11 protein-coding genes are annotated in these 12,686 nt (G+C 72.4%); 10 read left to right on the forward strand and 1 reads right to left on the reverse strand.

Going from position 1 to position 12,686, the window contains the following annotated elements; genetic code table 11:
* Window positions 1-35 precede the first annotated feature (35 nt).
* Complete coding sequence (locus tag OG943_RS02805; protein WP_328608078.1) at window positions 36-740, reverse strand: TetR/AcrR family transcriptional regulator; 705 nt, start codon at window positions 738-740, stop codon at window positions 36-38.
* 118 nt (window positions 741-858) lie between these two features.
* Here OG943_RS02805 and OG943_RS02810 point away from each other — a divergent pair, with 118 nt between their 5' ends.
* From OG943_RS02810 to OG943_RS02855, 10 genes are all read left to right on the forward strand, one after another.
* The gene (locus OG943_RS02810) at window positions 859-2,238 is read left to right on the forward strand and encodes a replication-associated recombination protein A (RefSeq protein WP_328608079.1); all 1,380 of its coding nucleotides are present in this window, start codon (window positions 859-861) and stop codon (window positions 2,236-2,238) included.
* 151 nt (window positions 2,239-2,389) lie between these two features.
* Entirely contained in the window at window positions 2,390-2,962 is a 573-nt protein-coding gene (locus tag OG943_RS02815) for a cupin (protein ID WP_328608080.1), read from the forward strand.
* A 155-nt stretch (window positions 2,963-3,117) separates the two neighbouring features.
* A complete protein-coding gene (locus OG943_RS02820) occupies window positions 3,118-3,984 on the forward strand; it encodes an NAD(P)-dependent oxidoreductase (protein WP_328611981.1) in 867 nt (288 codons plus the stop codon).
* Window positions 3,985-4,114: 130 nt separating this feature from the next.
* Window positions 4,115-4,510: a DUF948 domain-containing protein gene (locus tag OG943_RS02825; protein WP_328608081.1), complete on the forward strand. Its 396-nt coding sequence runs from the start codon at window positions 4,115-4,117 to the stop codon at window positions 4,508-4,510.
* On the forward strand, window positions 4,507-4,812 hold the full coding sequence (locus OG943_RS02830) for a hypothetical protein (protein ID WP_328608082.1): 306 nt from the start codon (window positions 4,507-4,509) through the stop codon (window positions 4,810-4,812). The genes OG943_RS02825 and OG943_RS02830 overlap by 4 nt, the downstream gene beginning before the upstream one ends.
* A gap of 109 nt (window positions 4,813-4,921) precedes the next feature.
* On the forward strand, window positions 4,922-7,585 hold the full coding sequence (alaS, locus tag OG943_RS02835; RefSeq protein WP_328608083.1) for an alanine--tRNA ligase: 2,664 nt from the start codon (window positions 4,922-4,924) through the stop codon (window positions 7,583-7,585).
* Window positions 7,575-8,075, forward strand: coding sequence for a Holliday junction resolvase RuvX (ruvX, locus tag OG943_RS02840; RefSeq protein ID WP_328608084.1), 501 nt, complete (start codon window positions 7,575-7,577; stop codon window positions 8,073-8,075). Before alaS ends, ruvX begins: the two co-directional genes overlap by 11 nt.
* Window positions 8,076-9,082: 1,007 nt before the next feature.
* Window positions 9,083-10,525 (forward strand): endolytic transglycosylase MltG, encoded by a 1,443-nt coding sequence (mltG, locus tag OG943_RS02845; protein ID WP_328608085.1) that lies wholly within the window; start codon window positions 9,083-9,085, stop codon window positions 10,523-10,525.
* On the forward strand, window positions 10,515-11,378 hold the full coding sequence (locus OG943_RS02850) for a shikimate dehydrogenase (protein WP_328608086.1): 864 nt from the start codon (window positions 10,515-10,517) through the stop codon (window positions 11,376-11,378). Before mltG ends, OG943_RS02850 begins: the two co-directional genes overlap by 11 nt.
* Before the next feature lie 43 nt (window positions 11,379-11,421).
* Window positions 11,422-12,684: a GrpB family protein gene (locus OG943_RS02855; protein ID WP_328608087.1), complete on the forward strand. Its 1,263-nt coding sequence runs from the start codon at window positions 11,422-11,424 to the stop codon at window positions 12,682-12,684.
* The last annotated feature ends 2 nt before the right edge of the window (window positions 12,685-12,686 follow it).

Raw genomic sequence — 12,686 nt, forward strand, 5'->3', positions numbered from 1 at the left:
ACTGGTTCCCCTTCCAGTTGGCCGGCGCGCCGGGATCAGCCGGGCGCCGTGGCGGATTCGCCGGTGTAGATGACCGCGCGGCAGGCCGAGACGTAGGCCTCGGATACCGAGCGGAGTTCGGTTGCCGCCGCTTCGACGGCGGCGGGATCGGGCTCGCCGGGCGGCTCGAACGCGGCCTGGACGACCCGGGCCATCGAGTCGGCCCGGTCCTCGACCGTGAGGTCGGCCCGGGCGGCGTCGGCGTTGTCCCGCAGGTAGAAGCCGATGGTCGCGGCGCTGAGGGCGTACGGCAGGTCCGGCACGTCGGCTCGCAGCAGCCCGTGCCGGACGAACACCTCGAACGTCCCGTCGGTCGCCGCCACCCCGGCCGCGCGCGTTTCGGACGCCGCGTCCGAATAGTGGCCCAGCAGCATGACGTCGTTCGTGAGCATGGCCGACAGCAGGGGGTCGCGGACCACGTCGAGGAACAGGCCCCGCAGGTAACGGTGCGGCACGGCCTCGCCGGGGTCGGTGCGCAGCCGGGTCGCGATCCCGGCGAGCAGGTCGGCCGCGGCGCGCGTGAGCAGCGCTTCGAACAGCGTGTCCTTGGTGCGCCAGTGCAGGTAGACGGTGCCCTTGCCGATACCGGCCCGGCGCGCGACGTCGTCGATCGTCACCTTGCGCGAGCCCCAGCGCACGAGCAGCTCGGAGGCGGCGTCGAGGATCCGGTCGGCGCGGTCGTGGTTCGGGTGTCCCGGCATGGCTCCCTCAAGTGTTTGACTGTTTGACCAGATTTGCTGATCTGGTCAAACCACGGTAGCGCAGGAGATCCGGGCCGGGCAAGCGGTCTTGTCGGTGCGGTCGGTTAACGTCATCCGGGTGGCACAGGACGAACTCTTCACGGTGAACCCCGACGTGGGCCCGCCCCCGGAGCCCACCGGGTCCAACCGGGTCGAACCGCGGGCCGACCCCGCGAGCTCGCCGCTCGCGGTGCGGATGCGGCCGCGCACCCTCGAGGAGGTCGTGGGCCAGCAGCACCTGCTGCGCGAGGGCGCGCCGCTGCGCCGGCTGGTGGAGGGCGCCGCGCCCGCGTCCGTGCTGCTCTACGGCCCGCCCGGCACGGGCAAGACCACGCTGGCCAACCTGGTTTCGATCGCCACCGGCCGCCGGTTCGTCGCGATGTCCGCGCTGTCGGCCGGGGTCAAGGAGGTGCGCGGCGTGATCGAGGAGGCCCGCCGCCGCCGGAGCTACAACGCCGAGAACACCGTGCTGTTCATCGACGAGGTGCACCGGTTTTCCAAGACGCAGCAGGACGCGCTGCTCGGCGCGGTCGAGGACCGCACGGTGCTGCTGGTGGCGGCCACCACGGAGAACCCGTCGTTCTCGGTGGTTTCGCCGCTGCTGTCGCGCTCGCTGGTGCTGCAGCTGCGCCCGTTGACCGATGAGGACATCGTGCGGCTGCTGGAGCGCGCGCTGACCGACGAGCGCGGCCTCGGCGGCGAGCTGCAGCTGACGGACGAGGCGCGCGACCACCTGGTGCGGCTCGCGGGCGGCGACGCGCGGCGGGCGCTCACCGCGCTGGAGGCGGCGGCCGACGCCGCGGGCGCGACCGAGCACAAGACCATCGACCTGGCCATCGTCGAGTCCACTGTGGACAAGGCGGCGGTGCGGTACGACCGCGACGGCGACCAGCACTACGACGTGATCAGCGCGTTCATCAAGTCGATCCGCGGCTCCGACGTCGACGCCGCGCTGCACTACCTGGCCCGGATGATCGAGGCGGGGGAGGACCCGCGGTTCCTCGCGCGCCGGCTCGTGGTGCACGCGAGCGAGGACGTCGGGATGGCCGACCCGACGGCGCTGCAGGCGGCCGTCGCCGCGTCGCACGCCGTGCAGTTCATCGGCATGCCGGAGGGACGGCTCGCGCTCGCGCAGGCCACCATCCACCTGGCCACCGCGCCGAAGTCCAACGCCGTGGTCACCGCGATCGACGCGGCGCTGGCCGACGTGCGCTCGGGCGCGATCGGCACCGTGCCGCCGCACCTGCGCGACGGGCATTACGCGGGGGCGAAGCAGCTCGGCAACGCGCAGGGCTACCGCTACCCACACGGGGTCCCGGAGGGCGTGCTCGCCCAGCAGTACCCGCCGGACGAGCTGGTGGGCCGCGACTACTACGAGCCCACCCAGCGTGGCGGCGAGCGGACGCTGGCCGAGCGCGTGCCGCGGCTTCGGCGCACCATCCGCGGGGAGCGCCAGTAGTTCCCGCCAGTAGTTCCCGCTTGCCGAGTTCCCGCCTGCTGAAACTTCCGTGAGCGTCGCCACGTTCTCCCGTAGAACGGTGGTTACGGGAATGCGCGGCCGTGGAGTGCCGGTTGTTCCCGGGCAGCCGAGGTCGGTGCGAGGGGGAGTGATGACGCTTCTGACGGTGTGGCCGGACGACCAGCCCGGGCACGTGCTGCTGCGGACCGAGGACACGGGCACGATCACGGTCGAGCTCAAGCGGCACGGCGTGGGGTTCGCCCGCTGGCCGCTGGCCGGCCTGGCGCCCGACGCCGGCGAGGCCGAGGTGCTGGCCGGTTACCGCGACCGCGTCGACGGGCTCACCGCCGCCGTCGGCTACCACTCGGTGGACGTGGTGCGCGGGGACACTCAGCCTGCCGTCACTCTGCCCGCTGTCGCCGAGCACAGCTCCGGCACCGACGAGGACCGGTTCTTCGTCAGCGGCTCCGCGGTCTGGTACGTGCACGCGGGCCGCTGGGTGCACGCCGTGCTGTGCGAGCCGGGCGACCTCCTGCGCATCCCGGCTCACACCCGCCACTGGCACGACGGCGGCGAGCGCCCCGGCCACGTCACCATCCGCGTCCGCCACCCGGCCTCGGCCACCGCCGCACAGCCCGGGACCCCGTTGCGCCCGGCCGATTTCCCCGGTTTCGACGCACTGGTCGCCGACCGGGCGACGGCCCGGCCCGCCCTCACCCGCTAGCGCGCCACGCCACCCGATCTCAGAGCGCCCTGAAGGCCACCTTGAGGGACCTGGATGCCCTCATGGTGGCCTTCAGGGACCTCGGCCGGAAAAATCGGCGCCGCACGGTGAACAGCGGGCTGCGGAGCGTGCCGGGCGTGGGCACGATGGACGGCATGACCACAGTCGCGTTCCTGGGCACCGGGATCATGGGCCTGCCGATGGCCGCCAACCTCGCCCGCGCCGGGCACGACGTGCGGGCGTGGAACCGCACCCGTGCCAAGGCCGAGCCGCTCGCCGCCGACGGCGCGACCGTCTTCGCGTCTCCGGGTGAGGCGGTGGCCGGCGCCGATGTCGTCGTCACCATGCTCGCGGACGGGCCGACGGTCGCCGAGGTCTTCGCCGCCGCCGGCGTCGCGCCGGGCACTTTGTGGCTGCAGACCAGCACCGTGGGGATCGAGTGGGCCGGCAAGCTCGCCGAGGCGGCGGAGCGGGCGGGCGTCGTGTTCGTCGACTGCCCGGTGATGGGCACCAAGATCCCGGCCGAACAGGCCAAGCTGCAGGTCCTCGCCGCCGGCCCGGACGACGTGCACGAGCGGGCCGCGGCGGTGTTCGACGCCATCGCCGTGACCACCCGCTGGCTCGGCACCACGCCCGGCACGGCCACGCGGCTCAAGCTCGTGATGAACGGCTGGGTGCTCGCGCTGACCAACGCCACGGCGGAGAGCCTCGCGCTGGCCGACGCGCTCGGCATCGACCCGGCGCTGTTCTTCGACGTGATGACCGGCACCGGTTTCGACGTCGGCTACGCGCGCATGAAAGGCCCCCTCATGCTTTCCGGCGACTACCCGGCGTCGTTCCCGGCTTCGCTGGCTGCCAAGGACGCGCGCCTGGTGGTGGAGGCCGCCGGGGACGCGATCGACGTCGCGGGCGCGAAGGCCGCGCTGGCCCACCTCGAAACCGTCGTCGCCGCCGGCCACGGCGAGGAGGACATGGCCGTGCTCTACCGCGCTGTCACGAAGGAGGCCGGGAACGCTGATTGAGCGGTCCCGCCGCAGGTCGGGAACGGTCCGGCTGCGCTGAGTGACCGACGGGCGGGGCGACACCGCCGAACGGCTGGCCAGGCGGTAACCTCACTGGCACCGAAGACCGCGCAACCCCCGAGGAGGGCCCGTGTCGGCAGGGCAGATCGCCGCGCTGATCGCCGCAGGAGCATTCGTAGTGCTGGTCTTGCTGCTGGCGATCCCGCTGCTCAAGCTCGGCCGCACGCTGGACGAGGCGACCATCGCCATCCGGAAGGCCCACGAGAGCAGCGACCCGATCCTGCTGGGCGCGAACGAGACCATCACGCACGTGAACACCCAGCTCGAGCGCGTGGACGGGATCACCGCGAACGCGCAGGCCGTGACCGGCAACGTTTCGGCGCTGTCGTCGGTGTTCACCGCGACGCTCGGCGGCCCGCTGGTGAAGATCGCCGCGCTGTCCTACGGGCTCAGCAAGGCCGTCCGCGCGCGGCGCCGGAAGCAGGAAGCGAAGGCAGCCGCCCCGGCCCGCCGGAGGAAGAAGTGAAGCGGCTGTTCTGGCTCGGCGTCGGGGTCGTGACCGGCGTCGTGCTGTCCCGCAAGGCCGCCGAAACGGCTCGTCAGGCCACTCCGGCCGGGTTAGCATCGAACCTGGGCGAGGCCGTGCGCGAGCTGGCCGGCGCCGTCGGCTCGTTCGGCGCCGAGGTGCGCGCCGGGATGAGCGAGCGGGAACAGGAGCTGCACGACATGGTCGAGGAACGGTCCGGATTCCCCGCGCCGCAGGGCGCCGCGGGCCGGCACGCCGCCGCACAGCGCCCCGCCCGGCGAGCTCGCCGGGCGGAGGGCTGACCTCGTCGCGTCCCGCGCGAGGAGCGGCGCCCTCCGCCGTCGCCGCCTCCCCGTCTATCCGGCGTGGTGCGTCCGCTCGGACCCGCGCCCCCAGTACAAGGACTGACCCGTGGACACACACGAAATCACCGATCGTTTCCTGCGCCATTTCGAGGGCAAGGGCCACACGCGCGTGCCCAGCGCGCCGCTGATCCTCGACGACCCGAACCTGCTGTTCGTCAACGCGGGCATGGTGCAGTTCAAGCCCTACTTCCTCGGTGAGGCCCCGCCGCCGTACCCGCGCGCGACCAGCGTGCAGAAGTGCGTGCGCACGCCGGACATCGACGAGGTCGGCAAGACCACCCGGCACAACACGTTCTTCCAGATGGCCGGCAACTTCTCGTTCGGCGACTACTTCAAGGAAGGCGCGATCGCCAACGCCTGGGAGCTGATCACCGGCTCCCATGACGAGGGCGGCTTCGGCCTCGACCCGGACCGGATCTGGGCGACCGTCTACGAGGGCGACGCCGAGGCGGCGGGCCTGTGGCGCAAGCTCACCGGGCTGCCGGGCGAGCGCATCCAGGTCCGTGACGGCAAGGACAACTACTGGGACATGGGCGTGCCCGGTCCCGGCGGCCCGTGCTCGGAGATCTACTACGACCGCGGCCCGGGGTACGGCCGCGAGGGCGGCCCGGTGGCCGACGAGGACCGCTACATCGAGATCTGGAACCTCGTCTTCATGCAGGACGTCCGCGGCGAGCAGAGCCCGAAGCTGGGCTTCCCGCCGGTCGGCGAGCTGCCGAAGAAGAACATCGACACCGGCATGGGCGTCGAGCGGGTCGCGACGATCCTGCAGGGCGTCGAGAACGTCTACGAGACCGACCTGGTGCGCCCGGTGATCGGCCGCGCCGAGGAGTTCTCCGGCCGCCGCTACGGCGCGAACCACGCCGACGACGTCCGCTTCCGCGTGATCGCCGACCACGCCCGCACCGGCGTGATGCTGATCGGCGACGGCGTCACCCCCGGCAACGACGGCCGCGGCTACGTGCTGCGCCGGCTGCTGCGCCGCATCGTCCGCTCCACCCGCCTGCTGGGCGTGCAGGAGCCGGTGCTGCAGGCGTTCGCCGAGGTCGTGCGCGACACCATGGGCCCGACCTACTCCGAGCTGGTCAGCGGGTTCGACCGGATCTCCGAGGTCGTCCGCGTGGAGGAGGAGGCGTTCCTCGCCACCCTGACCAGCGGCTCGCGCATCTTCGACCTCGCCGCGGCCGAGACCAAGCGCGACGGCGGCGACGTGCTGGCCGGGGACAAGGCGTTCCAGCTGCACGACACCTACGGCTTCCCGATCGACCTGACCCTCGAGATGGCGGCCGAGCAGGGCCTGAACGTCGACGAGGCGGGCTTCCGCACGCTGATGGACGAGCAGCGCAAGCGCGCGAAGGCCGACGCGGCGACGCGCAAGAGCGGCCACGGCGACCTGTCCGAGTACCGCAAGGTGCTGGAGCAGCACGGCGAGACCGAGTTCCTCGGCTACACCGAGCTGCAGGCGGCCGCGAAGGTCGTCGGCCTGCTCGAAGACGGCCTGCCGGTGCGCAGCGTCGCCGAGGGCCACAAGGCCGAGCTGGTGCTCGACCGCACGCCGTTCTACGCCGAGAGCGGTGGCCAGGTCGCCGACACCGGCGTGCTGCTCGGCGACGGCGTCGAGCTGAAGGTGCTCGACGTGCAGAAGATCGTGCCGGGCCTGTTCGTGCACCGCGTGGAGGTCACCGCGGGCGAGGTCGGGATCGGCACTGAGGTGACCGGATCGGTCGACGGGCACCGCCGGCTCTCGATCGAGCGCTCGCACTCCGCGACGCACCTGGTGCACGCGGCCGTGCGCGGCGCGTACGGCAAGCGCGCGGCGCAGGCCGGTTCGCTGAACTCGCCGGGCCGGATGCGCTTCGACTTCACCACGCCCGGTTCGGTGTCGGCCGACATCCTCACCGAGGTCGAGGAGGAGGTCAACGAGTACCTCCAGACCGACGTCGAGGTGCAGAACTACGTCACCACCAAGGACAAGGCGCTCGAACTGGGCGCGGTCGCGCTGTTCGGCGAGAAGTACGGCAACGACGTGCGCGTGGTCGACATGGGTGACTACTCGCGTGAGCTGTGCGGCGGCACGCACGTGGACCGGATCGGCCAGCTCGGCCTGGTCAAGCTGGTGTCGGACTCCTCGATCGGCTCCGGCGTGCACCGGGTCGAGGCGCTCGTGGGGCCGGACGCGCTGAAGTACGTCCGCAAGGAGCAGCTGCTCGTTTCGCAGCTGGCGAACACCTTCAAGGTGCCCTCGGACCAGCTGCCCTCGCGCATCGAGGACGTGCTGACCCGGCTGAAGAACGCGGAAAAGGAGATCGAGCAGCTGCGCACGCAGCAGGTGCTCGGCTCGGCCGGCAAGCTCACGGACCAGGCGCAGGACGCCGGCGGTGTCTCCGTCGTCGCCGAGGTCGTGCCCGACGTGGACAGCAACGGCCTGCGCGCGCTGGCGTCCGACATCCGCGGCCGGCTCGGTGAGCGGCCCGGCGTGGTGGCGCTGTTCGCGCCGTCCGGTGACAAGGTCGCGTTCGTCGTGGCCACCACGGCGGCGGCGCGTGACAAGGGCATCGCGGCGGGCAAGCTCGTCCCGTCGTTCGCCGGGGCCATCGGGGGCCGCGGGGGCGGCAAGCCCGACATGGCCCAGGGCGGCGGCAGCAACCCGGGCGGAGCGCACCAGGCCGTGACGGACCTGCGCGCCGCAGTCGCCGACGTTGCCCAGTAGACCCCAGCGGGGCCCGGATCGGCCGGATGCGTCCGGTCCGGGCCGGGGCAGGCGGCTCGGGGTCGATGTCGGCTCTGTCCGGGTCGGGGTGGCCCTCAGCGATCCCGCCCCCATTCTCGCGAGCCCGCTCGTTACCCTCTCCCGTGATGCGAAGGACGACAGCGATCTGGACCGGCTTGCCGAACTCGTCACCGAACACGAGGTGGTCGAGGTGATCGTGGGCCTCCCGAGGACACTGGCGAACCGGCAGGGACCGGCCGCGCTCATCGCCGTGGAGTACGCGGACAAGCTGGCGGCGCGGCTCGGCGACGTGCCGGTGCGCCTCGGCGACGAGCGGTTGACGACGGTCACCGCGTCCCGGATGCTCTCCCAGCGGGGGGTCAAGGGACGGAAGCAGCGGGCGGTGGTCGACCAGGCCGCCGCCGTCGAGATCCTGCAGGCCTGGCTCGACGCCGCCGCCGCGCAGCGCGCCCGGAAAGGCGAGTCATGACCGAGCCCCGCGGTCCCGAGGACGAACGCGGCCGCCGGCGGCTACGCGGTCCCGAGACCGAGCCGCCGTCCGCCGACGCCCCCCGTCGCGCGCGCCGCACGCCGCCGCGCCCGTCGGGATCCCACGAGCTGCCCCCGCCGCCGGCGCGCCCGCGCCGCGGCCAGCCCGCCGAGCCGTACGACGCGCCGCCCGCAGCGAGGCCTCCTCGCCGCCGCCGCGAGGAGGCCGACGACCTGCCCCCGCAGCCGTCCCAGCCTCCGCCGGGCCGCCGCCGACGCCGCGACGAGGCTGATCTGCCTCCTTCGGATGTTGCTGCTCCGTCGGGCCGTGGTCGTCGTGGTGATGCTGCGGACTTGCCTCCGTCGGACGTGCCCCCTTCGCCGGGTCGCCGTCGTCGTGGAGACGCGGCTGACCTGCCTGCCTCGGATGTGGCTCCTCCGGCGGGCCGTGGTCGTCGTGGAGACGCGGCTGATTTGCCTCCTTCGGACGTGCCTCCCTCTCCGGGTCGCCGTCGCCGTGGGGACGCGGCCGATCTGCCGCCGTCCGATGGTGATGGGCCGCCGCCGGGACGTCGTCGCCGTGGCGAGCTGCCCCAGCCTTCGGGCGACCCCCGTGATGCCGGGCCGCGCCGGGCCGCGCCGCCTTCGGGTGACCCGCGTGGTGCCGGTGCGGAGGACGCGCCGCCACCGCGCCGTCGCCGTCGGGCCGACACCGGTGACGTGCCGCTGCCCGGTGAGGCGCCGCCTCCCGGACGCCGGCGTCGCGCCGACCCGGCCGATCTGCCGCCCCCGGCGGACCCGCGCCTGGCCGCCGGCCCGCCGCCGCGCCGCCGCGACCCCGGCGACCCGTCCATGCCGCCGGATCCGCGTCTGAACCGTGGTGGCGACCCGTCGATGCCGCCTGACCCGCGCTTTGCTGGGCCGGTGGACGGTTCCATGCCGCCGGATCCGCGTCTGAACCGTGGTGGCGACCCATCCATGCCGCCTGACCCGCGTTTCGCTGGGCCGGTGGACGGTTCCATGCCGCCGGACCCGAGGTTCGCCGGTCCGGCCAACGGTGCCGTCCCGCCGCGCCGCCGCCGTCCCGAGCCGCGGCCGGTGGAGAACCCGACGGACGTCATCCCCGCCGTGGCCGAGCCGGAGCCCGAACACGGCACGCAGATCGACGGCCTCTTCGGCGATGACGACGAATACGACGAGTACGAAGGCGAGTACGAGGACTACGACGGCGAGTACGAAGAAGACGACGAGGCCTACGAGGAAGAGGCCGAGGAGCAGCCCGGCCGCGGCAAAAAGGCCAAGCAGGGCAAGAACAAGGCCAAAGGCAAGGGCAAGAAGCGCAAGCGGGCCCTCGGCTGGGTCGCGGCCCTCACCGTGCTCGTGCTGCTCGCCGGCGGCGCCTGGTTCGGCTACCAGAAGATCTTCGGCTACGCGGACTACGACGGCGACGGCGAGGGCAACACCCTCGTGCAGGTCGACGACGGCGACACCACGTCCGCGATCGGCGCGAAGCTGACCGACGCCGGGGTGGTCGCGAGCGCCAAGGCGTTTGTCAAAGCCGGGGCGGACAACACCGCGCTGAACCGCATCCAGCACGGCTACTACGTGCTCAAGCAGCACATGTCCGGCCAGAGCGCGGTCGCCCTGATCACCTCGCCCGCCGCGCTCGCGGGCCGGCTGGAGATCCGCCCGTACACGCAGTTCGACGACATCAAGCAGCCCGGCGGCAAGGTCACGCCGGGGGTGTTCAGCTTGATGTCGAAGGCCTCCTGCGCGACGCTGAACGGCAAGAGCACCTGCATCTCGGTCGACGATCTGCGCAAGACCGTCGCGGAGGGCGACCTCAAGGCGTTCGGCGTGCCGGACTGGGCGCTGGAGCCCGCGGACAAGGCACTGAGCAAGGACAAGCGCCTCGAAGGCCTGATCGCGGCCGGCGTCTACGACGTCAAACCCGGCTGGACCGCGACCGAGCTGATCACCAACCTGGTGCATCAGTCGACCGACTCGTTCCAGGCCGCGGGCCTGACCGACCAGAAGACCGGGCCGGGCATGACGCCGTACCAGACGCTGATCATCGCTTCGCTGGTCGAGCGTGAGGCGGTGAAGTCCGACTTCGGCAAGATCTCGCGGGTCATCTACAACCGGCTCGCCCAGAAGGTGCGCCTGCAGCTGGACTCGACCGTCAACTACCCGCTCGACCGGCCCACGTTGAAGACGAGTGACGAGGACCGGAACAGGCCCGGGCCCTACAACACCTACACGATGACCGGGCTCACCCCCACCCCGATCGCGGTGCCGAGCACCGACGCCATCAAGGTGGCGCTGGACCCGCCCGCGGGCGACTGGATGTACTTCGTCAAGTGCGAGACGAACGGCCAGTCCTGCTTCGCCGTGACGTACCCCGACCACCAGAAGAACGTTCACGAGGCGCAGGCAAAAGGTGTCTTCTGACGCTGCCCCCCGCAAGGCCGCGGTGCTCGGCCGTCCGGTGGCGCACTCGCTGTCACCGGTGCTGCACGACGCCGCGTTCCGGGCGCTGGGCCTGACCGGCTGGACGTACGAGCGGATCGAGACCGGCGCCGAAGAGCTGCCCGCGCTCGTGGACGGCCTCGGCCCGGAGTGGGCCGGCCTCTCGGTGACAATGCCGGGCAAACGGGCCGCGCTCGACCACGCCACGGAGGTCACCGATCGGGCGGCGGCCGTCGGCGCGGCAAACACGCTGGTGCGTGTTCCCGGCGGGTGGCTCGCCGACTGCACGGACGTCGACGGTGTCACGGGCGCGCTGCGGATCGGCGGCGGCTACACGCCGTCGCCCGGTGACCGGGCCGTGGTGCTCGGTGCCGGGGGCACGGCGGCGGCCGCGGTGGTGGGGCTCGCGGCCCTCGGCATCACCGCGGTCAGCCTGGTCGTGCGCGAGCCGGCGCGGGCGAGGGAGACCCTCGGCGCGGCCGAGCGCGCGGGCCTCGACGTGGATGTGCGACGCTGGTCCGAAGCGGACTTCCCCGCGCTGGCCGCGCGCACGGCCGTGCTGGTGAGCACCGTGCCGCCGGAAGCCGTGCTGCCGCACGTGCCCGCGCTCGCCGCGGTGCCCTGCGTGCTCGACGTGATCTACCACCCGTGGCCGACCCCGCTGGCCGAGGCCGTCGCCGCGCGCGGCGGGCGGCTCGCGACTGGGCTGGACATGTTGCTGCACCAGGCTTTCGGCCAGTCAGAGCACTTCACCGGGCGCCCCGCGCCCCGAGCCGAGATGCGGGACGCCCTGCGCGCGGCCACTGGCGGCCTGGTGCCGTTACGTCTCGCTTGATATCCTGGCCGACTGCCTTCCGCACGTCTGAGGGGAAAGACCTGTGCCCGAAACCAGTCAGCCGGCCTCGACCGACGAAGAGATCCAGGCCTCCTGGGTCGGCGAGGCGCCGCAGCTCAACAGCACGGTGACGCTCGCCGAGTACGACCCGGAGTGGCCGGAGCTCTACCGGCGCGAGGCCGAGCGCATCCGCGGCGTGCTGGGGGACCGCGTGGTGCTGCTCGAACACGTGGGCTCCACGTCCGTGCCCGGGCTCGCCGCCAAACCGGTGATCGACATCCTGCTGGAGGTTCCGGACTCCGACGACGAGAACGCGTACCTGCCCGCACTGGAGGCCGCCGGCTACCGCCTGATCATCCGCGAGCCGGACTGGGAGAAGCACCGCCTCTTCAAGGGCCCGGACACCAACATCAACCTGCACGTCCACTCGCCCGGCAACGGGCAGACCGAGCGCTTCCTGCTCTTCCGCGACCGGATGCGCACGCACCCCGCGGAACTCGCGCGGTACCTGGGCAAGAAGCGCGAGCTGGCGGCCCGGACCTGGCGCTATATCCAGAACTACGCGGACGCCAAGGGTGAGGTGATCGAGGAGATCCTCGGCCGTGCCCGCGCCGCGCAGTATGACAGTTTCAGTGCGGCGTATGCGAAACACGCCGCGACCAGCGCCGCGAACGCGCTGTACGACCGTCCGGCCATCGCCGGGCTGGCCGGTGACGTCGCGGGCAAGCGGGTGCTCGACGTCGGCTGTGCGGCCGGCCACCTGAGCGCGCTGCTCGCCGGCCGCGGCGCCGACGTGCTCGGTTTGGACGTGAGTGAGGGCCTGATCTCCTTGGCGCGCAAGGAGTTCGGCGACGTCGCACGCTTCGAGCAGGCGGACGTGACCGAGCCACTGTCCCTTGAGGACGGTTCGATCGACGTGATCACGGCCTCGCTCGTGCTGCACTACCTGGCGGACTGGGGGCCGGCGCTCGCCGAGTTCCGGCGCGTGCTGCGTCCCGGCGGGGCGCTGGTGTTCTCCGTGCACCACCCCGGCGAGGACTGGCACTGGTTCGACCGCGAGAACTACTTCGAGCTGGAGCTGCTCGACGACGAGTTCGAGCTGGGCGAGCACCGGCAGCAGGTCCGGTTCTACCGCCGCCCGCTCAGCTGGACGTTCGGCGCGGTCCGCGACGCGGGCTTCACCGTCGACCGGCTCGAGGAGCCCATGCCCGTCGACGAGGTGGACGAGGCCGACCCGAGGATGGCCGGGCTGCTCCGCACCAAGCCGCGGTTCCTGTACTTCCGCTGCCTGGCCGGGGGCGAGTGAGC

Source organism: Amycolatopsis sp. NBC_00345, assembly GCF_036116635.1.
Classification (GTDB): Bacteria; Actinomycetota; Actinomycetes; order Mycobacteriales; family Pseudonocardiaceae; genus Amycolatopsis.